Genomic DNA, 24,742 nt, shown 5'->3' with positions numbered 1-24,742 from the left:
GACATCAAATTAAAGAGAAGAGGAGTGGAACGGTGCGAGCACAAGCCTATAGTACGAGGAGCACTTCGATACGAAAATTTATTTACATTTTACCGTTCATGATTCTGCTTGGCGTCTTCTCTTATTACCCGCTGTATGGGTGGGCCTATGCCTTCTTCGACTACATGCCGCCGATCCCCTTGTCCAAATCACCGTTCGTCGGGCTGCAGTGGTTTCATTCCTTGGTGGAGAACGATGTGAAGATCGAGCAGTTACTGCAGGTCATCAAGAACACGTTAGGAATAAGCGGCTTAGCTCTTCTATTTTCGTGGCTGCCAATGATTTTCGCTATCTTCTTAACCGAGATCAAAGCCGTACGTTTTCGCAAGTTCATTCAGACGGTAACTACTCTTCCTAACTTTATAAGCTGGGTGCTGGTGTACTCACTGGCATTCTCCATGTTTTCCAGTGAAGGTATTATTAATGGTTTATTAAGCCAGTTGGGGCTGATTGATTCTCCTATTCTATTCCTGCAGAAATCCGACCATGTGTGGTTAACGATGTGGATGTGGATGACTTGGAAGACACTCGGGTGGTCGGCCATTCTCTACATCGCAGCGATTATGGGAATCGATGACTCCCTTCATGAAGCCGCCCACGTAGATGGCGCAACGAGAATGCAGGTTATCCGTCACGTCGTCCTGCCAAGCATGCTGCCGACATATTTTGTATTGTTAATGCTGCAGATTGCAAGCTTCTTGAATAACGGCCTGGAGCAATACTTCGTGTTCCAAAATGCCTTTAATAAAGAACACATCCAAGTGCTAGACCTATACGTCTACAACCTGGCCATGGGAGGCGGCAGTTATTCCGTGTCCGTTGCAATCAGCATGCTGAAAAGCTTGATTAGCGTTGTACTTCTCTTTACGGTGAACGGTCTATCCAAATTATTAAGAGGAGAGAGCATCGTATGAGCAACACAGCCGAATTCGTCCCGCATGAACCGTCTCATCGCAGCCGAATAGACAGCAAAGTGAAATATAAGCTAAGTACGACGGATAAAATTATTTCAGTTGTGATCTATACTCTGTTTTCTATATTCGCATTTATATGTGTCTATCCGTTCTACTCCATTATTATTAACACGATTAGTGCTAACGACATAAGCGCTAGAGGGGAAGTCGTCTTTTATCCCAAGCATATTCACTTCCAGAACTATATCGATGTGTTCAAGATACCAGGATTATGGAACGCTGCGCTCATTTCATTGGGAAGAACCGTCATTGGAACAACGTTAACGGTAGGGGCGTCGGCGTTCTTAGGGTTTATGTTTACTCAGGAGGATATGTGGGGCCGGAAATTTTGGTACCGGTTTACCGTCATTACGATGTTCTTTAACGCCGGAATTATTCCATGGTATTTAACCATGAAATCGCTTCACTTAACGAACAACTTCTTGGCCTATATTCTTCCGACCATCGTAGCGCCGTTCTTTATCATTCTCGTGAAGACGTTCGTCGAATCGACGCCCAAAGAGCTGCAGCAGGCCGCCAGCATTGACGGAGCTGGAATATTGACCATCTTCTTCAAGGTCATGCTTCCGATCTGTAAGCCTATATTAGCGACAGTAGCCATCTTCGCCGCTGTGGACCAGTGGAACTCCTTTCAGGATACGCTGCTGCTCGTTACGGACAGCAATCTGTATAGCCTGCAATTTATTCTCTACAACTATATCAATCAAGCAAGTTCATTATCGACGATGGTTAACCTTCAGAACGCCGGCTCAACTGCGATGGCAAGTCTGGCAACCAAGCAAACGACAACCTCGATCCGAATGACTGTGACCATTATCGTGGTCGCGCCGATTCTGCTTATTTATCCAATTTTTCAGAGGTACTTTGTGAAAGGGATTATGATTGGTGCTGTGAAAGGCTGACCTTGAACCGCACCGTTATAATACATTCTCGAATATGAGGGGGCTGCATATGAGGAAACGAAGAAGGCCGATTAAGCAAACGTTAAGGGCATCGCTATCTGTTTTGTTAGTGGCAACGATATTGGCTGGGTGTAGTGGAGGATCTACTAACACCTCTAGCTCCGGAACGGAGGGGGAAGTTTCTAAGTCCGACGGCGCAGTCGATCACAGCAAGCCGCTAACGATAACGGTATTCGATAACGCTGCCAATTATCAAGGTGAACAGACAGGCTGGTATGGAAAGCTAGTCAAAGATAAGTTCAATATTACACTAAACATTCTTGCTCCTCAGGTAGCTGGTGATCAGCTTTATAAGACTAGGACAGCAGCAGGAAATTTAGGTGACCTTCTAATTATCGATAACAGTCAATTGGAAGAGCTGATTCCAGCAGGGCTTGTGCTAGATATTACCGACAAAATTAAAAATACGAAATATTTATCCCAATACTTAGACAACCATTTCAAGCCATTTAATGATGGCTTTGATCAAGTGAACCCGGAAGGCAAAATTTATGCGCTGCCGACATTTGAAGCAGATACCTCGCCGACGACGTTCTCAGAGGAAATCCCGTACTCGAGTCCAATAATGCCGTGGGATTATTACAAAGGAGTAGGCGCACCGAAGCTCAACAATTTATCGGACCTGTTGAACGTATTGAAGGAGATGCAGGCCAAATATCCAACTACGCCGGACGGCAAACCGATCGTTCCGATCACGCTGTGGAAGGATTGGGATAACGGCAGTATGGAGAATGTCCGTTGGCTCAGCAACTGGTATGGCTTTGAGCAGCCGGACGGCACGACAACCATTCAGCTGAATGCCAAAGGCGACATCGTACCTCTGATAGACGACAACAGCATGTACAAGAAGATTCTTCAATTTTTATTCGATGCTAATCAGATGGGATTGGTCGACCCCGACTCACCTTCCCAGGATTGGAACAAAGTCGCGGAGAAACTGACGAATAAACAGGTACTTCTCCTTTGGTACTCCTGGCAACGAGGCTTCTACAACACGATTGAGAGAGGTAAAAATGGCGATGGTAATGTCGCAATTCCGATTGCAGACACCCGTATTATGCAGAGCAGCGATGCTTATTTCGGCAACGGAAGAGTATTCGCGATCGGATCGAAAGCGAAGGACCCTGACCGAATTATGGAATTTCTCGACTGGACGGTCTCTCCGGAAGGAATGCGCTACTATACGAACGGCTTCGAAGGGTTCAACTATGAGAGAACGTCCGACGGTAAGTTTATACTGACCGAGATCGGTCAGACAGCCTTCCAGAACAATACACCCGTCCCAGATGAGTATGGCGGCGGAGGCTATCAGGATGGTCAAAGTAAGCTGAACAGCATGATTATGAGCGATTTTGTCTTCGATCCGGACACCGGAGAATTTTACAATAACAACTACTGGAGCACAACGATCGAAGCGAACAAGACGGCCCTGACGATCGATTGGCAGAATACGTTTAACGCCAAGAACGCAACAGACTACTACCTGAAGAATGATATGATCGATATCGTTCCGAATATTAATACGAGCCTTGGCAGCGATTCATCAGATATTAAGAACAAACGCAGCCAAATTTCGGATTATGTGAAAAATACGTCCTGGAAAATGATATTCGCCAAAAATCAAGCAGAGTTCGACCAGCTCTGGACCAAGATGCAGAAAGACGCTGTCGGCCTCGGTTGGAACGACGTCGTAGCGGTGGATACGGCCAAAGCTCAAAAAATTGTACAAATGCGCGCTGAAGCAATGACCAATCAATAATTTTATATTACGATAGGAGGGGGATATATCGACCAGATATTCCCCCTTCGACAATTTCTTTGAAACTATAATCTGGAAGGGGCTTTTCAAATGCTAAGACTCGTGAAAGTAGAGAATGGAATCATTCAAGGGCTTCCGGCAGCCGATCCCCGCATTACAAGCTTCAAAGGAATTCCTTTTGCCGCGCCGCCGGTAGGCGCCAATCGCTGGCGTGCCCCACAGCCCGCCGCTAACTGGGAAGGGGTACTTAAGGCTTACGAATTCGCGCCAGTACCGATGCAGGTACGCCAGGAGCTGGATGATAATAATATCTACACCCGGGAATGGGCCGTTGAGCCGAACATTGCGATGAACGAGGATTGTCTATACCTGAACGTGTGGACGCCAGCGAACAGCGCTGATGAGAAGCTTCCCGTATTCGTTTGGTATTTCGGCGGAGGTCTGCAGGTTGGCCATACGGCCGAAATGGAGTTCGACGGCGAGCGTATTGCTCGAAGGGGCGTTGTCGTTGTAACGGTCAGCTATCGATTAAATGTATTCGGTTTCTTATCCCATCCTGATATTACGGCTGAAGCACCTCAAGCGCCTGCGAACTTCGGTCATTTGGATCAACAATTCGCTACTCGCTGGGTTAAACGCAATATTGCGGCTTTCGGAGGCGACCCGGACAATATTACGATCGGCGGACAGTCAGCGGGTGGAGGCAGCGTCTTAAGCCAGCTTACATCACCGAACAATGAGGGACTTTTCCAGAGAGCCATTATTCAGAGCGGCATTATGGCTCCTCTATATCCGGGAAATTATATGCCAAAGTTTTTGCGTACGTTAGCTGAAGCCGAACAGGATGGTGTTCAATTGTTCGAAGCTTTAGGTGTATCCTCGTTGGCGGAAGCACGGCAGCTTGATGCACAGTATGTACTCGACAAATACTTGGAATCGAATGCATTCTGGGGTGCCGTTGTCGATCATGCGTTCATGGTAGGCAATCCATTTGAATTATTTCTAGAGAACAAGCGCCAGATGGTTCCCGTACTGTTCGGACATACGTCATCTGAATTTTACAGCGCACCACAAGTGACAACGATGGAGGGGCTGAAGCAGCTCGCTGTCGAAATGTTCGGCGAGGAGGCCGAAACGTTCCTTGCGCTGTGTGATGCCCAATCCGGCGATTTGAATGAAGCCGTGCGCAAAGCGTCGATAAGCGCCATCGAATATGCAATCCGAATTGCAGGTCAAGCTAATATGGATACAGGAGCTAATATCCCGCTGTACTATTACAATTTCGACGCAGAAATTCCAGGATGGGATAATCCAGGTACGTTCCATTCAGTAGATCTATGGTTTTTCTTCGAGACGCTCGCCAAGTGCTGGAGACCGTTTGTCGGCAAGCATTACGATTTAGCCCGTCAAATGTGTCATTACTGGGCTAACTTCATTCGTACGGGAGACCCGAATGGCCAAGACTCGACAGGAGAGGACCTGCCGAAGTGGGAGCCATATACACCAGCTTCGCTATGTGTTATGCAATTTGCGGAGCAAGCTTTTGCGACGAAGGAGCAGCCTAGCGAGATCGTGAAATTTCTTGTTGAGCAGTACTTCCGAACGAGATTAAGCTCGAGTCCTTTATGAGCAATAGAACCATCCGTTCTTTGCTAGCGTTAAGTATGGTCATTATGCTTCTATCGTCTCTTGCAACATGCTTCATTATCAACGACAGAGACAGTGCCGATAATGGGATCTCAAGCGGGATACAAGCCCAATCGTCAATGGAAAGTGACACTGCCGTAACAAATTCGAATCCGTTAGGCTCATATGATCCCCCAATAGAAATCACGACCGTACGCAACCTTAGCGACGTCGTGGAGAACAACGTCTTCAATGTGCTGGAAGATGAAACATTGGAGAATAATCGATGGTCGAGACTGTACGAAGAGGAGCTGGGCATTAAAATCAAATACAACTGGGTGATGAAAGGCGACGACGTATCGGACCAGTACTTACAGAAGATGAACATGACGCTTGCTTCCGGTGATCTTCCCGACATTATTCCAGTAAACGCTTACCAGCTGAAACAGCTTGCAGATTCGGGCCAAATTGAGGACATGACAGCCTTGTATAAGCAATACGCTTCTCCGTTACTTCAACAAATTCTTACAGGCGAAGGGTCCGGGGCATTCGATGCTGCGACCTTCGACGGCAAGCTAATGGCGATTCCGCAGACAGGAACGTCGATCGATCAAGCGCAGCTTGTCTGGATACGTACAGACTGGCTGGAACAGCTTGGATTAAAGCCTCCTAGGTCGATGAACGACGTGCTGGCGATCTCCAAGGCATTCTCGGAGCTGGACCCTGATGGAAACAATCTTAGAGACACCTACGGTCTAGCCATTACCAAAGACTTGTGGGGTGGAGCCATGGGGCTTGAAGGCTTTATGGCAGGTTACGGGGCGTACCCTAACATCTGGCTGCAAAATTCATCCGGCAAGCTGGTGTACGGCAGTATTCAGCCGGAAGTTAAGAAAGCGCTTCAAAATCTTCAAGCGATGTATCACAACGGAGAGCTGGACCCCGAGTTCGGTGTAAAGGACGGAAGCAAAATTTCACAAATGATTGCCTCCGGTAAGATTGGCATGGAATTCGGACAGCAATGGAACTCCATCTGGCCTTTGCAGTTGAACAAAAATAACGAGCCGAACGCACAGTGGCAAGCCTTTCCGATCTACACCGAAGCAGGTGATCGGGCCAGCATACCGTTGAAGTTCGGCACAACAAGGTTTTTCGCTGTACGCAAGGGGGCCGCTCACCCGGAGGCTGTCATCAAGATGTTCAATTTACACGTGGAGAAGAACTGGGGAAAGACGCAGGAGAACGAATATTATTATGCGCCGCCGGATGCGGAAAGTGTATGGCAGCTATCTTTGGTTCAGCCTGCACCTACTCGCAAAAATTTAGAGATCTTTCGAACATTGAACGATGTACGTAAATCTGGGGACGAAACGCAATTAACGGGAGAAGCGAAAGCGATCCAACAGAAGCTGAAACTATATGCGTCGGGCTCCAAAGAAGGCTTCGCTTTATGGGGATGGGAAAGGATTTACGGAGCTGAAGGAGCGGAGGGAGTCATCGACCAGTACGACAAGAACAATCAATTTCTCTTCGACCAATTTGAAGGAGCACCCACCCCAACGATGGTCGAACGTTTGAGGACGCTGGACAAAATGCAGAACGAAGTGTTTGTCAATATTATTCTAGGCGCACCGATCGAGCAATTCGACAAATTCGTACAAGATTGGACCAAACTCGGGGGTGAACAGATAACGAAGGAAGTCAACGATTACTATTCATCGATTCACTAACAGTAATCATCCTAGGCTTCTCAATCAAGGGAGCAATTAAGGCTGGAGGCAGGCTATGTTCAATACACCGTTGTTCTCTTTACGCAATACACTGTTTTTACGGTTAATTTTTACATTCATGCTCATATTGACGCCTTTAATCATCCTAGGTATTTATCTCTACCAGTGGTCGGTTCATACGGCGAGAGAAGACATTTCTAAGACAGCTGCCTCACAGACTGCTTTCTATCTTAACGATCTTGAGAATGAAGTCGAGCGGATAAAGCTGCTGCAGTTTGGACTGCTCGAGGATGAAGACTTGAATAAGATGACACTCCTCTGGGACCGGATGGGAATTATTGAGAAAACGAATAAAATGAATTCGTTGCGAAACCGACTGTACCTCATTCAGAACAGCAGCATGTACATTAAAGAGGTTAGTGTATCCATTCGTCCGATAGAACGAACGATCTCTTCTGTTGACGGTGTAAATATGCTGGATGCAGAACGTTATAAGGCGATCCAATCCGTATATAACAGCCGTAAAAATCGAATTACAGCATGGGGGAACAGCCTGTTCCTCCATGCTGCGAAGCCGAGCGGAGATTCAGAAGGACAGCCTTTGTTCGTCGTTGAGATTGAATTAGACCAGCAGAAGCTGACGGAAGCACTGGCCCAATTCAATACATATTCAGGAAGCGGCACATTACTTGTCTCGACGAACGGCCTCAAGTTTGCTAGTGGTTCTGTGACATCATTTGTTGCGGAGGCAGCCGCATATATAGAGAATCGAATTGCCTCTCATGATTCTCGTGAAGCATTTAAGATGGGGGATCAATCTTATTACACGGTATACGCAGGCTCCGATAAATTGAACATAGCGATCTACCGCTTCATTCCCACTGAAGTCATTCGCAAGCCATTGGACAAATTTTACACGTGGGCATGGTTATTTGCGTTGGCAGCTCTCGTTATCGTCGTCCTATACGCGATGTCGACATATAAATTCATCCATAAGCCGCTGCTTCGCTTAGTGAGAAGCTTTCGACGCGTCGAGAATGGTGATCTCGATCAAGTGATTACGCATACATCCAAGGATGAATTTGGTTATTTATTCAGCAGATTCAATCAGATGGTTGCCAATCTACGGGCACTGATCGATCAGGCCTACCGTCAGAAGCTTATGACTCAGCGTGCAGAATTAAAGCAGCTGCAGTCGCAAATCAATCCTCATTTTTTGTTCAACAGTTTGTTTATCCTGAACACAATGGCTAGAAGCGGGGATATGGAACGGGTCGAACAATTTACAATCCAGCTGGGCGAATACTTTCGTTTCGTAACTCGCAGCGCATCTGATGAAATAGCACTCTCGCAGGAAATTCATCATGCTCGTACCTATACAGAGATTCAGCTTCTTCGATTCTCAAGACGAATACAGGCACAATTCGAGGAGCTGCCGGGAGAGGCTGCGCATATAAAGCTTCCTCGGCTTGTCGTGCAGCCGATCATTGAGAATGCTTTTGAACACAGCTTGGAGCGTAAAGAAGACAACGGTTTAATTATTGTCCGTTATGAGAGAGGGGACGGCCAGTTTCAGATTATCGTAGAGGATAATGGTGACGATTTGACAGAAGAGAAGCTGCGCAGTATCACTGCTGCGCTGGCTAACCGCGACGAATATGCGGAGACGACTGGCATGATAAATATTCACCGCCGATTAATGCTTACATTTGGGGAGAATGGCGGGATCGCTGTATCCCGCAGTAAGCTCGGCGGGCTGCAGGTGCGGATTTATTTTCCATGGGAGGAGCACGTGCATGTACCGTTTACTGATCGTTGATGACGAAGAAATGATTACGGATGGGTTGTACGAGACCTTCGCTGGACAAAATTTAGATCTAGATTTATGCAAAGCTTATTCAGGCAAAGAAGCATTAGGCTGGCTTCAGCGAACTCGGGTCGACATCGTTCTATCCGATATTCGGATGCCCGGAATTGACGGAATGCAGCTGCTGGAGATTATCAGTCAGCAATGGCCGCATTGCCGCGTTATTTTTCTTACCGGATACAGCGACTTCGATTCCGTATACCAGGCGATTCAGACGCCTGGCGTTCAATATTTGCTTAAAAGTGAAGGGTATCCCAAAGTGATTCAAGCCGTCAAAGCAGCGATAGCGGAGCTGGAAGAAGGCTTGCGACGTCACGAGATTGTCCAGCAGGCGCTAGACAAGCTTAACACGCTCGAAGTGCTGGCCCGCGGCGAATATTTTCGGCATCTGCTTCACGGTGTAAAGCCGGCGTTGAATTTGAAGGACGATTTTCGCAAGCTGAACATACCTCTTAATGCAGATCAACCGATCTTCGTTGTGCAAGGGGAGCTTTCTTCTGCTTCATGCTCGGAATCGTACTGCAATCGGCAGGAGTCATCACTCACTGTGACGCTGTTTACCGAAAGCTTCTTATCCGATTATGTCCGATGCCTTGGCTTCATTGACCGGTTCGGTGACCTTGTCTGGTTGATCCAACCGCTAGAGGGAAAGAAAAGCCCGATGGAAGAAGGAACGGCTCTTCCTTATTTAGAAGGGCAATTCGAGCTTATCCAACGTGCGTGCATGGATAACCTTGAGCTGTCCGTTGCGATCACACTGGGCGACAGTGCTTGTGAGTGGAACAAGCTTCCCTTAGTCTATGACAAAATAAAGCGTCAACGGCAGCGTAAAGCTGGCGACGGAGCTTTAATGGTGCAAACGGTTATTCTGAATCCGTTCAACCCAACTTCTTATATGCAGGAGCGTTCGCCGAGAGAGAAGTCGGACTATTTGACTTCTTACTTGGAAGCAGGACGACGTCACGATTTCTTTCAGTTGTTCGACCAGTTGACGTTAATCGAGAAGGATATGGATGCAGCTTACCTTCTAGAGCTTTATTATACCGTCGCGCTAAGCTTATTATCCTACATCAATCGCTGGGAGCTGGAGGACCAAATGAATGGCCTTTCAGCTCTTATGCGCCGTGATGAATTTTCAACCTGGGAGGAATCGTTCCAGTTTCTTCGTACCACTGCGAAGACACTCTTCGACCTGAGGAGCTCCGGAGAAAGAAACCGGGCGGTCGAAGCGATTGCCAAGATTCGTGCCTATATAGAAGACCATTTGAACGAAGATCTATCACTGGTCCGTCTTGCCGGGTACATTCATTTTAATCCATCCTACTTATCCCGGCTGTTCAAGCAAGAAAGCGGGGTCACTTTGTCCGAGTATATCGAAGGAGCCCGTATCGAACGGGCTAAGCAGCTGCTGAAGAGGAATGATTTAAAAGTACAGGAAATTGGATACCGAGTAGGCTATGAAGCCTCCCAATCCTTTACACGGTTCTTCAAAAAAGCAACAGGACTAACACCCCAGGAATATCGGGACGCATCAAGAGCGTATTAAGACTAAAGGTGCTCCCAATAGATGCTTACCGGTTGTCTGCATGGATTATCTTCAAATCGGAAACAACAATGAAGCAAATCACTTTAGACACAGGAGCTGATTGTTCCGATGAAGAAGATCGCCACACTGGCACTTGCAGGCTGCTTGGCCGCGACGATTGCATCAGGACACATGGAGGCAGCAGGCAATACAGCAAGAACGACTGATGTTGGAAACAGCACCTATCAAGACCAAATGTATAATACCAACCGTTATAATGCGTACAATACGAATCGTTATGGAACGAATAACAACGATACGTTCAGAGCACGTGATCTGGCAACGACTGACGACAACGACTTCGATTGGGGATGGCTCGGCCTGCTTGGACTGATTGGCTTGGCCGGTATGAGAGGTCGAAGCAGAGAGCGCGATCGCGCGTAGAAGATAACAGATGGGTAAGGAGCGCTAAGCTATAATAAGCCATATTTACAGCTTAGCGCTTTTCCCGATGAAGAGATATAATGCCTGTCTATACATGAAGCTGCAGTTGCTTCAGTTCGTCATATACCTCAGTAAGTATCTGCCTCTCATTATCTACCACTGACTGAAGAATGGACACAATCTTGTCAAGGGTGCTCACTCTTCTCACAAGACCGAATTTAAGCAGTAGAGCGCGGACCGTCGAAATCTCTTCGTACAGTTCGCCATAGGCCAAGACGCTCGCTTCCCGAATGAGACCTTGCTGATGCATATACTTTAGACGCTCCAGCATTAAAATTTTGTGATCGGATAACACATGGAAAAACCGGAAATCGCCTGTTTGATCACTCGTACGTGCCGCTTCAAGCTGACGGAACAGATGCTTATAGATGTTCATGCCATAATCGAGTACTGGAGTCGAAATCCACGTCGGTTCTCGGTGCGGGGTATAAGTTGAATTCAAATAGTCCGATAAAGCTTGCATGACCCCTTTGACATCGAAGTCATAAGTCATCTCCGGCTTATACTGCCAAAGCTCCACGCAGCCCAGCCAATTCAGCCTCGCCGGCAAACTCCGAATGCCTTGTTCCAAGTGCTCGTACTTGACCTCAAAATGACCGTAATACATTGAGCCGCTCTTATCCCGATGATAATCCAATAATATAAACACTTCTCGCTCTTCATCGAACCCGATAATAAGTGGATCATGCTGTTCAACTCGTGATTGATAATGAAAATATCCGGGTATGTCGTATTGATTCACAAACTGATAAATATATTTGCCTTCAGATAGCATTTGTTTATAAAAGTCGATCCAATTTCCTTGTGCTTCAATCTCTTCAAAAGTAATTCGGGAAACATCAATCCAAGGACAGTCTTGCTCTGGTGTCGTATGATGGGAGTAGTTGACGACAGTATCCTGTCCATTCAGTCCTTGTATCAGTTCAAGCTGAAGGAAACCGGAATATATCCATGCGGGATAGGAGGGGTGACGCTGGGCAATCGAAAAGACATGAGCCTGGTTCGCCCACGAGGCGACTATAGGCCGCTCAACGGGTAATAGGATGCAGGAGCTCATTATTCATTCTCCTCTCAGAAAGGGTAGAATGTCCAACTAGATAAAAGCAGCCATTCACAGCTTTATGCTTCATTACCCCTATTTTGGCAATTTGAATCAATATATCATTTTCCTTTCGGATCATCAATTCCATATTTTTTGTGAAAACTTCTCTTTTTTTGTTATTAATTCGATCAAACACGCATCAATACTGAAATATAGGTATTACTACCTATATTCTAAATGAGCATTTTTTAGGTTTACATAGCAATTTTTATTATTTAAGATTATGAACCATGACACCGCATTTGGTGGAAATGATGATGAAAGGGGGAAGTGAGCGGATCTACTAACCATTCTAATTCGTCTACGATTGTTTCGTAAATCTATTAACGGAAAGGTCGGAATTCATGTTCAGATCAAGGAGTGGACTTTAACAATGACTCATATGGAACATAAGCCTCTGTTTCCCCTCACTCATCCGCAAAGCAGAATCTGGTATACCGAGATGATGTATCCCCAATCGGACTTGAACCATATCGCGTTCAGCAGTGAAACGGAGCAGGAGCTCGACTTTCGGATGCTTAAGACGATCATTCGCCGATTTGTGAACCACCAAGACGCTTTCCGCATTCGTTTGACAATGGAGCAAGGCCATGTGACGCAATATTTCGATTCTGATTCCCATTGTGCTGCTATTGAATTCGTGAAGCTGGAGGAACCGTCCGGATTAGATGAGCTCCTGAAACGGAAGGAACCGTTCCAAGCTGATCCGACCCATTGTGAGCTTTATAAATTTTATCTCTATGAACTCGGAGAACGAAGAGGGTTCATCGCCAAATTTCATCACCTCATTGCAGACGGATGGTCGAGCACTTTACTTATTGATTACGTTTGGAACGAATACATAAAGAGCATGAATAAGGCAGAAAGCATCATAGAGGACACTAGCCATTCCGTTCCAAGCGGCTCTTATCTTCGCTATATGGAGAGTGAACAAAAGTATTTAAGCTCCAAACGTTTCGAACGCCATGAGCAGTTTTGGCTGAACAAGTTCCAATCGCTGCCTGAACATCTTCCCAAGCCATCTGCGTCTCTAGCTGCATCACGGACCTTCTTCGTGCTGGATGAGCAGCAAGATGCCAATATCAAAAGCTTTGTTCAGGAGAAGGGCATTACCGTTCCTACTTTCTTCATGTCGATCTTTTATATTTATCTCAATCAGGTGGAGCGGTGCCGGGACCTTACGCTTGGAACACCTGTATATAACCGATCAAATCGGGAGGCGCGCGAGCTGTTCGGCATGTGTACCAGCACCATGCCTGTCAGATTGAACAGCAGCCCGGATCAATCGGTAAGTGAGCTGTTGGCATACGTACATGCCGAGCTTCAACGCTGCTACTTCAACCAGAAATACCCGTACGATCTATTAGTTCCCGCACTCAAAAGGACAAATCCTGAGTTAACCCGGCTGTTCGAGTACAGTGTCAATTTCCTCAACTATCGATTCATTCCTTCGTTACATGGCAAGCCAATCGTTACGAATTGGCACCATTCCGGCAGTCAAGAGGAATCCCTTACCTTAACGATTGCAGAACGGCATGAGCAGAAAATCATTATGATCTACGACTACAAAACAGAACTATACTCAGAGCCGGACATCATTATGGTGCATAAGAGAATCCAGCATATTATTAACCAAGTGCTGCGATCCACTGATCTGAAGCTTTCAGAAATTGAGATCGTCACTCCCGATGAGCGGCAGCGTTTGGACGGATTCAATCAAACCTCCATCCCTTATCCTTCCGAACGTACTCTGGTCTCTATGTTTGAGGAACAGGCTGCAAAATCGCCGGACGCAATAGCCGCTGTGTATCAGGAGGAGAAGCTTACTTATCGGGAGCTAAATGCCAGAGCTAACCAACTGGCTCATAGGCTTCGCGCAGAAGGTGTTCTGCCGGGCCATAACGTGGCGGTTATGGCAGCCCGTTCGCTCGAAATGTTAGTTGGCATTTATGGCATTCTGAAAGCTGGCGCAGCTTACTTGCCTATCGATCCTGATTATCCGCAAGAGCGAATATCATATATGCTGCGGGATAGCGGGGCGCAGCTGCTCCTTGTCGAAAACGTATTCGAAACTCGCGTAGGTGCGGCTTGCAAGATTCTTGCGCTGCATGATGATGGGAACGGCGATTGGCCTTCATGCAATCCTGAATCTGGCATCAGCGGGTCCGACCTGGCGTATATCATTTACACCTCGGGCTCTACAGGACAGCCGAAAGGCGTCATGATTGAGCATCATGCCGTGGTCAATCGGTTAGTATGGATGCAGCGCCAATACCCGCTTCAAGCTAAGGATGTCCTGCTTCAGAAAACGCCGTTAAGCTTTGATGTATCCGTATGGGAGCTCTTCTGGTGGGCCTTTAACGGCGCTAGTGTATGCCTATTAGAGCCTGGCGGGGAGAAGGACCCTGCTGTACTGATGCAGACGATTGCCGCATCGCGCGTATCGGTGCTTCATTTTGTACCTTCCATGCTTAATGCTTGGCTGGAGGCTGTCGAGTACGGAACATTCTCGGCTGATCTATCCAGTGTCAAGCGAGTATTTACGAGCGGAGAAGCGCTTCACATCGGACAGGTAAACCGCTTTTACGACCTGACTGAGGCTAAAGGCTGGGAAGCAGCCCTCATCAATTTGTATGGTCCAACGGAGGCGACAGTCGATGTAACGTATTTCGACTGTACACCGGGACTGGATATTGTTCCGATTGGTAAGCCGATTGACAATACGAAACTATACATTGTAGGAGAGCAAATGCAGCTTATGCCAATCGGCGCTGTTGGCGAGCTATGCATTGCCGGAGCAGGACTTGCACGTGGTTATCTTAACCGGCCTGAGTTGACAGATCAGAAGTTCGTGAGCAATCCATTCGAGGCCGGAGGGCGAATGTACAGAACCGGAGATCTTGCGAGATGGCTTCCGGATGGAAATATCGAGTACCTCGGCAGGATGGATAGTCAGGTGAAGGTTCGCGGCTATCGGATTGAGCTGGGAGAAGTTGAGGCACAGCTGCTGCAAATAGCGGATGTACTAGAAGCAGCCGTCATCATTAGGGATGATCACACCGGACATAAGCAGCTATGCGGCTATTACACTGCGGCTAGAGAGCTTCCATCAAGCGAAGTGAGAGGCGCTCTGACCGGGCGGCTGCCGAGCTACATGATTCCGGCATACTTCATCCAGCTCCCAAGTATGCCGCTCAGCCCGAACGGCAAGCTGGATCGCAGAGCACTTCCTCAGCCGGAAGACCTCTTAACGACCAAAGCAACCGATAGAGCTCCCCGGACGCCGGAGGAGAAGGCGCTCGTCTCCATCTGTTCCTCCGTACTTGGACACCCAAATATCGGCGTACAGAATCATTTCTTCGAATCAGGCGGAGATTCAATCAAAATTCTCCAGGTGATCTCTAAGCTCGCTCAAGCTGGATACAAGCTGGAGATGAGAGATGCTTTTACCTATCCTATTCTGGAGCAAATGAGCTTAAGGCTAACGCCACTGACCTATGCGACCGACCAGCGAGCAACGATCGGAGAGGTGAAGCCGACACCTGTTATCTCCTGGTATATGGAGGGAACAACAGAACCGCTTCACCATTTTAACCAGAGCATCTTCTTATACCGTCAAGAGCGGTTCGACATCCATGCATTGAGTCGTGCCTTGGAGAAGATTGTCAACCATCACGATGCTTTAAGAATTATAATGCGGAGAGAACAAGCAGGCTGGATGCTGTGGAACCGTGGAGCCGATGAAGGGGAGCTTTACAGCCTCGAAGTAATAGATTGCCAAGGATCAAGCTTCAGCGTAGAGATGGTTCAAGCGCGAGCTTCCGAGCTTCAAGCAAACATTGATCTAAATAACGGTCCGCTCATGAGGCTCGCACTCTTCCAATGTCCCGACGGCGATCATCTGCTGATTGTCATTCATCACTTGGCGGTTGACGGATATTCGTGGCGCATCTTGCTGGAGGATTTGAGTCAAGCGTATGATCAAGCGCTGCGAGGCGAGGAGCCGACTCTCCCGCTGAAGACCGATTCCTTCCAGACATGGGCCAATCAGCTTCACGATTATGCAGCTGCCGAAGCTGTATACAAGGAGCTGCCATACTGGCTGGATATCGAGCAAACTTGTACGTGTAAGCTTCCTAAGGATATGGATGAGTCAGCTTCCCTTGTATGCGACACAGAGACGGTTGAGATTACTTGGTCTCGGGAAGAGACAGAGCTTCTGCTTAAAGATGCTCATCGTGCCTATAACACAGAAGTGAACGATTTGCTGCTTACCGCATTAAGTACAGCGATCTGTACATGGAGCGGGCGAAGTGAGTTAACAATCGACATGGAGGGACACGGAAGAGAAGGGATTTTCCCTGGCCATGATTTCTCTAGGACTGTTGGTTGGTTCACGAGCATCTATCCTGTCGTCCTGAGCAATCAAGCTAACTCATCTCTTCGTCACCAGATTAAAGCGCTGAAGGAGCAGCTTCGCTCCATTCCGAATAAAGGAATCGGTTACGGGATCTTAAGATATCTTTCATCGACACAATCGAATAGAAGTCACCATCTCCAAGCAAGACCGGAAATACTGTTTAACTACTTGGGACAGCTCGACCACGATCTTCAGAGCAGCGCACTACAGCTCAAGCTCTCTCCATACGATGGGGGAGCTCGGATTGATGTCCGATCTGTACGCAAATACGTGCTGGAGCTAATCGGTGCCGTTAAGAATGGCCAACTAACGATGGAGATCAGCTACAGCTCGAAGCAGTATCGCCGTGGAACGATTGAGAAGCTGGCCACTGAGCTGCGCAAAGCGCTTAGCGAGGTGCTCCTGCACTGTTCAGCCAAGCAACAGCCGGAATTGACACCTAGCGACATTGTGGCAGATGGCATATCCATCGATGAATTGGAGGAGCTCACAGAGCGTCTCGGCAGCATAGTCAGCAGAACAATTGAGAATATATACCCATTAACCCCGATGCAGAAAGGGATGCTGTTCCACTCGCTAGTTGACAATGAGCCGGAAGCCTTCGTTCAGCAAATCAGTCTGACGCTGCAAGGAGCATTAGAGATTGAGCTGTTCCGTTCCAGCTGGAATGCGGTAACCCGTCGTCATGATGCGCTCAGAACGAATTTTCTTATGAACGGACGAGAAGAACCGCTTCAAATTGTATATCAGGACCGAGAGATCCTCTTCCACTATGAAGATATACAAGAGATGACAATGGATAAACAGCAGCAGTATATATATCAATATGTCACGAACGATCGCAGCAAAGGGTTTGATTTGGCGGCCGACCCGCTGATGCGAGTATCGGTTATCCGCAAGGGAGAGACAGAGTATCAATTGGTCTGGAGCCATCATCATATTGTACTGGATGGATGGTGCCTTGCTCTGCTGATACAGGAGGTCTTCACACACTATTCGGCCTACCGCAAGGGATGCCAGCCGGATCTGCCTGCAGCTGTTCCATATCACAGCTATCTGTCCTGGCTGACGAACAGGGACACTGAAGCAGCAGGGGCATACTGGCGCACTTATTTGCAAGGTTATGAAGGAATCTCCACCTTGCCCAAACGTATGGACGCAGACCAGCGAGCCGGACACGTAGCTCAAGTGTTGGAGACCGAAATTGGCATAAGCCTCACGAAACAGATCAGTATCGTCGCCAAGCAGCAAGGCGTTACGCTGAACACGGTACTGCAGACCGCCTGGGCAATTGTGCTGCAGAAGTATAACGGGACGGAGGATGTCGTATTCGGAAGCATCGTTTCCGGACGACCGGCTGAAATTCCGGAGATCGACCAAATGATCGGTCTGTGTATTAACGTTATCCCGGTACGAGTTGCTTGCAGCCCTGAAGAAAGCGCAGCAATGGTGTTGCGAAAGGTTCAACATCAGGCGATCGATTCTCATGCGCACGACCATTATCCGCTATATGAGATTCAAGCCCAAGTGAAACAAGATCAAGTGCTCATTGACCATGTGCTGGTGTTCGAGAACTATCCGTTATCGGACAATGTAAGCAAGCTGGGAGAGCGGACGGAGACGGGCCTGCATTGCTCTGACCTTTCCATTCACGAGCAGACCAACTATGACCTCAATCTAATCATCTTTGCCGGCGAAGAGCTGAGATTCCGTTTTCTATATAACGGTAATGTCTATGATCCACAGGTGGTGGAGGGAATTTCCGATAGCTTAGTTCATGTACTGAATCAGATCGCCCACCGTCCAGAGATGAGCATCGGGGATTTCGAGCTGTTGTCCGAGCAAGCATTCATTCGTCAGCAGTCACGTTATCAGCTTCGCACAGACACAGACTATTCGAATAACCAGACGGTGCACGAAATGTTCGAATTACAGGCGGAACGGACACCGGATGCAGTGGCAGTAGAAGCGGATGGGATAAGAGTGACCTATCGTGAGCTAAACGAACGGTCTAACCAGCTTGCTCGCGTACTGGAGCTGCGAGGAGTTGGCAGAGATCGAATCGTTGGCTTGATGATGTACAGATCCGCACGTTATATCGAATTTGTGATGGCGGTATTGAAAGCAGGCGGAGCTATTTTGCCAATCGATCCGGACAACCCGGCCGACCGAATACGCTATATACTGGATCACAGCCAACCGGTGCTCGTTATTTCTGAGACCCCTGCAGATCAGGCTGTGCTAGGAGATGCGGTTCTGCTTCTTGCAGAAGCTGCTGAGAGAGAATCGATCAGCATGCCGAGTACCAATCTGAATACGAACAGCAAGAGCACGGATGCCTTATATGTTATCTATACCTCCGGGTCAACTGGGGTTCCGAAAGGCGTTCTGCTCGAGCATCGAACGATCGTCAATCTGATGCAATGGCAAACCGACCATATTCCTGTAGTAGAAGGGGTTACTAGAATTACGCAGTTCGCGTCCATGAGCTTTGATGTCTGTTATCAGGAGATCTTCACTGCACTGCTGAACGGAGCAAGACTTCACATCATACCTGAAGAGCTGAAGAAGCTGCCCAAGGCGCTCATCGAAGAGATCGTAAGCAGCAAAGCAGACATCGTATTCCTTCCAACGGCCTATCTTAAATTCATCGCCTCGATGAAGATGCTTCTGGACCAATTGTCTCTTAGCTGTGTGAAGCATCTGGTGGTCGCCGGGGAACAGCTGGTCATCCATCCGCTCCTAAGGTCATATTTACAAGAGAATGGAGTCATCCTCCACAACCACTATGGACCGTCCGAAACGCATGTCGTAACCGCTCATGCCGTAAAGGGTCAGGACGCATTCATTCCAAGTGTGCCGCCTATAGGTATGCCGATTGCGAACACCTCAATATTCATACTTGATCGTAACGGATGTCCGCTTCCCGACGGTGCGATAGGAGAGCTGTGCATCGGCGGTGCCGGGCTTGCACGAGAGTACATTAACCGTCCTGAGCTAACCGATGAGCGATTCGTTCCTCATCCGCTTTCTGCCGATGAACGAATCTATCGTACGGGGGATTTGGCAAGACGGCTGCCCGACGGCACGCTGGAATACTTAGGCCGAATCGATCAGCAAGTGAAAATTAGAGGCTACCGAGTGGAACCAGGGGAGATTGAATCACATCTTCTTAACATCAAGCCGATTAGCGAAGCCGTCGTGCTGGCACTGGATGATGTAGAGGGAGGAAAATATTTATGCGCCTACGTTGTGGCGCCGCGCAAGCTTGTACCGGAAGAACTCAGAGCAATGCTCGGAGAGAAGCTGCCAGCCTATATGATTCCGTCCTTCTTCGTCCAGCTGGATCGTATGCCGCTTACGGTTAACGGAAAAGTAGACCGCAGAGCGCTTCCGCTGCCAGATCGGAAAGCGCTTCGAGAGAAAACATACAAAGCACCCCGCAGCTTAACGGAACGAAAGCTTGCCGATATTTGGAAGAGTGTGTTAAGGCTTGAGCAGGTCGGTACAGACGATCATTTCTTTCACATTGGCGGCCATTCCTTAACGGCCGCGAGCCTTTCGGGCTTGATCAGCCGAGATCTGTTCGTTCAGCTTTCCATTCAAGATATATTCCGGCACCCAACGCTCGAAAGTATGGCACAGCTCGTGGAATCCCGTACGATTGGCGCTTTTGCACCAATTCCTAAAGCCGATATACGTGAGCATTATCCCGTTTCCTCCGCTCAACAACGAATTTATCTCTCAAGTCAGCTAACAGGCGGCGGACTAAGCTATAACATGCCGGGAGCACTTCGAATAGAAGGGCACTTCGATCTTGAGAAAGCCAATGAGGCGCTTCGAACCATCCTGTACCGCCATGAGTCGTTGCGGACGGCATTTCGGATAGTAAACGGAGCAGTCGTACAGAAAATTGAAGAAGAGGTGCCATTCCGAATCGAGCTTATTGAAGCGTCGGGTGAGGAAGAAGCGGCGATATTGCATCGTTTTATCCGACCGTTCAACTTGTCGAAAGCTCCGCTTCTTCGGGTAAGTCTAGTCACGTTGGAAACCGACCGTTATCTGCTTCTATTCGATATGCATCACATTATCTCTGATGGAGTCTCGCTGCAGCTGCTGGCGCATGAATTTGTCGAGTTGTATCAAGGGCAAGAGCTCCAAGCTCTTCCGATCCAATATAAAGACTATACACAATGGCAGCAGAGCCCGTCTTACCGGCAGGCATTGGAGCCACACCTGGATTACTGGATGAATGTATTCCGAGACGGCGTTCCGCTTCTGGAGCTGCCGACGGATTATCCGAGACAAAGTGTGAACAGCTTCCAGGGAGGTCAAGTACACTTTAGAATCGACCGTCTGCTGACGGATGGGATCAAAAAGCTGGCTCGGAAACAGGACGTCACACTGTATATGACACTGCTCGCTGCTTTTAACGTGCTGCTGTTCAAGTATACGGGTGAACAGGACATCGTCGTTGGGAGTCCGGTAGCGGGACGGGAGCATCCAGATGTGGAGCCGCTCATCGGTGTATTCATAAATACTTTGGCGCTGCGAAGCTTTCCGGAAGGAAGCAAAACATTTCGTAAGTTTCTGGCCGAGGTAGGGGAGCGGACGCTGGAAGCGTTCGAGCACCAAGCTTACCCGTTCGAGGAGCTGGTGGAAGCCTTGCAGCTGCCTAGAGATGTCAGCCGCAATCCACTATTTAATGTCATGCTTGTGCTCCAGAACACGAAATCGATTTCGGTTTCAACGGATGGACTAAGCATCGAGACGATGGAGGCGGACCCTGGAGCCGTCAAGGTTGATTTGACATTGACGCTCACGGAGGATGCAGACGGGCTGCAGGCTAATTTGACATACGCTTCCGATTTATATAAGCAGGAAACGGCTGAACGTATGGCTGATCACTTCGTACAGCTGCTTCAGTCGGTAGTTGAGGAGCCGGATCGACAGCTCAAAGATATAAGCATCATGACCAAGCACGAACAGCATACCGTGTTGGAGCTGTTTAATCAGACTGCAGCCGCATATCCCGCTGAGTCAACCGTTCACAGGCTGTTCGAAGAGCAAGTTGAACGTTCGCCCGATGCGGCAGCAATCATCTTCGGGGAAGAGCGGATAACTTATGCCGAGCTTAATGCGAGGGCAAACCAAGTGGCTCATAAGCTGAGAAGCTGCGGTGTGCGGGCCGATTCAATCGTTGGAATCATGACGGAACGTTCTGTAGATATGATGGTAGGCATTTTCGGTATTTTGAAGGCGGGCGGAGCTTATTTGCCGCTAGACCCAGCTTATCCTGTGGAGCGGATTCGTTTCATGCTTGAGGATAGCGCAGCGATGGTGTTGCTCTCGAACGTGGACGGAATGGAATGGTTCGAAGGGGAAGTGCTGGAGCTAAGAGAGGACAGCTTCCGCGATCAGCCTAACTACAATCCGGAGGCCGTCAGTAGACCAAGCGATCTCGCTTACGTGATCTACACCTCGGGCTCCACCGGTAAGCCAAAGGGCGTCATGATTGAGCATCATTCTGTCATCAACCGTCTGCATTGGATGCAGAAGAAGTACAAGATTACCGAGGGAGATGTCATACTTCAGAAAACACCAATTAGCTTCGATGTGTCGGTATGGGAGCTGTTCTGGTGGTCGTGGTACGGAGCCGCTGTTTGCCTGCTGACGCCTGGCGGGGAGAAGGACCCGGCTCAAATCGCTGCTGCAATAGCAGAGCATCATGTCACTACGATGCACTTCGTTCCGCCGATGCTTGGAGCATTCCTGGATTACCTAGATACTCATCGGGATGCAAGAGATGGCTTGGGCAGCTTAAAGCATGTTTTTGCCAGCGGTCAGGCATTACTGAAAGGACAAGTAGAGCGCTTCTATGACCTTCTGGGCGGACAAGGGGTTCAACTCGTCAATCTGTACGGACCGACGGAAGCGACGGTGGATGTATCCGCATTCGACTGCAGGGCAGGCCTTGATCGTATACCGATTGGGAAACCGATCGACAACATCCGCTTGTACGTGGTGGACCGTTATTTACGTCCGCTGCCGGTCGGCATACCTGGTGAGCTGTGCATCGCAGGCGTCGGTCTAGCTAGAGGATATTTAGGACGGCCGGAGTTGACAGAGGAACGATTCGTAGCCGATGTTATGAGGCCAGATGAACGAATGTACCGCACCGGAGATATCGCTAGGTGGCTGCCGGACGGTCATGTCGAATATTTGGGCCGGATGGATCATCAGGTCAAAATACGCGGCAACCGGATTGAACTGGGCGAAATTGAAGAAAAGCTGCTTTCGCATGAGCTTGTGCGGGAAGCGACTGTCATCGACCGGACCGACGAGTACGGGACGAGCTATCTGGTTGCCTATGTTGTCGCGGAGCAAAATATTTCGGCCTATGAATATCGGAAGCATCTTGCCCATAGTCTGCCGGCATATATGATCCCTGCCTATTTCGTAAGCATGGATCGTCTGCCGCTAACGCCGAACGGTAAGCTTAATCGACAGGCGCTGCCAGCTCCTGATCTGTCGCAGGGAGCCGCTCCTTATGCCGAGCCCGAGACCGCGCAAGAATGGATGCTCACGAATATATGGAGCGAGGTGCTAGGGGGAGGCCGCATCGGAGTTCATGATCCGTTCTTTCAAATTGGCGGAGATTCGATCAAGCTGATCCGAGTCGCTAACCGAATTCATCAAGTATTCGGCATCCAAGTCGAGCTCAGGGAGCTGTACACCTATCAGTCCATTCGAGAAATTGCAGATTATATGAAGCAGATTGAATTTGGCCGCACGAATGTGCAATTGGAGCAAGGGTTAGAGCTTGTCCGGAAATTTCAGGAGCAGATCCGCAAGGAAGCAAGCTTACAGCATTACTTGCAGCGCGGTGTAACGGATTACTACCCGCTGAGTAAGATCCAGTCGAGCATGGTTTATTATTCGAAGCTGAAGCCGAATGAACCGATTTATCATGACCAGTTCTTCTTTAGGGCAACAATCTCACCATTCAACACTATAAGGATGCAGCAGGTCACCCGGATGCTCACCGCCAGACATGACATTCTGCGAACCGTATTCGATACGGTTCATTTCTCCGAGCCAGTTCAGCTCGTCTATGGACAGGTAGAGCCTGATCTTACGATCGAAGATATCCGCCATTTGTCGATAGAGCATCAGAAGCAGCATATCGAAGCTTCACGCCAGCAAGATCTAGCGGACAAATATTTAACGGATGATCGATTACTGTGGAGACTTCGCATATTCCAGACAGGTGACGAAGAGGCGGTCATCCTGCTTTCCTTCCACCATGCTGCGCTCGACGGGTGGAGTGTTGCCGTATTCCAGCAGGAGTTCATGGAGCTGTACAACCAAGCTGACGCTTGGGAAGACGTTACAACAGCACCTAATGTCGACAAGCTGCCTGCACTCCGCACCTCCTACAAAGAATATGTGGCGCTGAACGCTTACAAAATGACAGACGAGCAGACGGTCGATTATTGGCACAACTATCTATCCGGCTATACGCGTGGTAAGCTGCCGTTCAATATCGGACGCAAGATGCTCGCGAACACGCTGCCAAGTTCCATCATTAATCGAACGGTCAAGGAGTCGATGGTACGCAAGCTAGAGGAGAGCGCATCACATTACGGCTGTCACGTCAAAGATCTGTGCCTTGCTGCCCATCTCTACCTGCTGCGGATCGTGACAGCCGAGAAGGACGTCGTCACAGGAGTCGTCTCTCACGACCGACCAGCCGTTCAGGATGGAGATCGAATCTTGGGCTGCTTCTTAAATTCGCTACCGATGCGAATACAACTGGGAAAACGGGAGGAGAAGCAGGCGCTGCTGCGACGAGTCTCGGATACGTTATACCAAATGAAAGCTCATGAGCTGTTTTTGAGCGATATTGCACGAATGATTGGGGAAAAAACCGACGCTGCGCTCAATCCGATCTTCGACATCCTGTTCAATTATACCGATTTTCACGTTGTGGATTATTCCGAAGCTGGAGGCGGCGTCCGTCCTGAGGAAGCGGACGGCTTAGAGCTGGAGGGTGCGGAAATGACCAACACGCTGCTCGACGTGGAGGTGCACCGCAGCGGCAAACGAATGAACGTCCAGATCAAATATTCGCCTCAATACTTCTATGAACAGGATATGGAAACGGTCTTCACGCTCTATGTCCGAATTTTGGAGAAGCTGTGCGACACGGACAACCGCTATCTCGACAGTGT

Annotated in this window: 10 protein-coding genes; 9 read left to right on the top strand and 1 reads right to left on the bottom strand. The window is 48.6% G+C overall.

Annotation, left to right across the window (positions count from 1 at the left end; genetic code table 11):
• The first annotated feature begins 32 nt into the window (after positions 1–32).
• From PXY01_RS15740 to PXY01_RS22870, 8 genes are all read left to right on the top strand, one after another.
• Complete coding sequence (locus PXY01_RS15740; protein WP_246027968.1) at positions 33–953, top strand: ABC transporter permease subunit; 921 nt, start codon at positions 33–35, stop codon at positions 951–953.
• Positions 950–1,915 carry a carbohydrate ABC transporter permease gene (locus tag PXY01_RS15735; RefSeq protein WP_127570977.1) on the top strand — a complete coding sequence of 322 codons (966 nt, stop codon included), beginning with the start codon at positions 950–952 and terminating at the stop codon, positions 1,913–1,915. Before PXY01_RS15740 ends, PXY01_RS15735 begins: the two co-directional genes overlap by 4 nt.
• 49 nt (positions 1,916–1,964) lie before the next feature.
• Entirely contained in the window at positions 1,965–3,734 is a 1,770-nt protein-coding gene (locus PXY01_RS15730) for a type 2 periplasmic-binding domain-containing protein (protein ID WP_127570975.1), read from the top strand.
• A 90-nt stretch (positions 3,735–3,824) separates the two neighbouring features.
• Positions 3,825–5,363 (top strand): carboxylesterase/lipase family protein, encoded by a 1,539-nt coding sequence (locus tag PXY01_RS15725; RefSeq protein WP_127570973.1) that lies wholly within the window; start codon positions 3,825–3,827, stop codon positions 5,361–5,363.
• A gap of 137 nt (positions 5,364–5,500) precedes the next feature.
• Positions 5,501–7,090: an extracellular solute-binding protein gene (locus PXY01_RS15720; RefSeq protein WP_373864301.1), complete on the top strand. Its 1,590-nt coding sequence runs from the start codon at positions 5,501–5,503 to the stop codon at positions 7,088–7,090.
• Positions 7,091–7,145: 55 nt separating this feature from the next.
• Entirely contained in the window at positions 7,146–8,909 is a 1,764-nt protein-coding gene (locus PXY01_RS15715; RefSeq protein ID WP_127570971.1) for a sensor histidine kinase, read from the top strand.
• Positions 8,887–10,503, top strand: a complete 1,617-nt coding sequence (locus PXY01_RS15710) for a helix-turn-helix domain-containing protein (RefSeq protein WP_127570969.1) — start codon at positions 8,887–8,889, stop codon at positions 10,501–10,503. The genes PXY01_RS15715 and PXY01_RS15710 overlap by 23 nt, the downstream gene beginning before the upstream one ends.
• A gap of 108 nt (positions 10,504–10,611) precedes the next feature.
• Positions 10,612–10,926, top strand: coding sequence for a WGxxGxxG family protein (locus tag PXY01_RS22870; protein WP_127570967.1), 315 nt, complete (start codon positions 10,612–10,614; stop codon positions 10,924–10,926).
• An 88-nt stretch (positions 10,927–11,014) separates the two neighbouring features.
• On the opposite strand, the gene PXY01_RS15700 is transcribed toward PXY01_RS22870, so the two are convergent.
• Positions 11,015–12,043 (bottom strand): hypothetical protein, encoded by a 1,029-nt coding sequence (locus tag PXY01_RS15700; protein ID WP_127570965.1) that lies wholly within the window; start codon positions 12,041–12,043, stop codon positions 11,015–11,017.
• Positions 12,044–12,461: 418 nt separating this feature from the next.
• Here PXY01_RS15700 and PXY01_RS15695 point away from each other — a divergent pair.
• Positions 12,462–24,742 (top strand): non-ribosomal peptide synthetase (locus tag PXY01_RS15695; RefSeq protein ID WP_127570963.1); only part of this gene is annotated, 12,281 nt, incomplete at its 3' end.

The sequence above is a fragment of the Paenibacillus xylaniclasticus genome (genome assembly GCF_004001065.1).
GTDB lineage: Bacteria > Bacillota > Bacilli > Paenibacillales > Paenibacillaceae > Paenibacillus_T > Paenibacillus_T xylaniclasticus.
The sequence above is the reverse complement of the archived record's forward strand: the minus strand, read 5'-3'. Positions and strand labels throughout refer to the sequence as shown.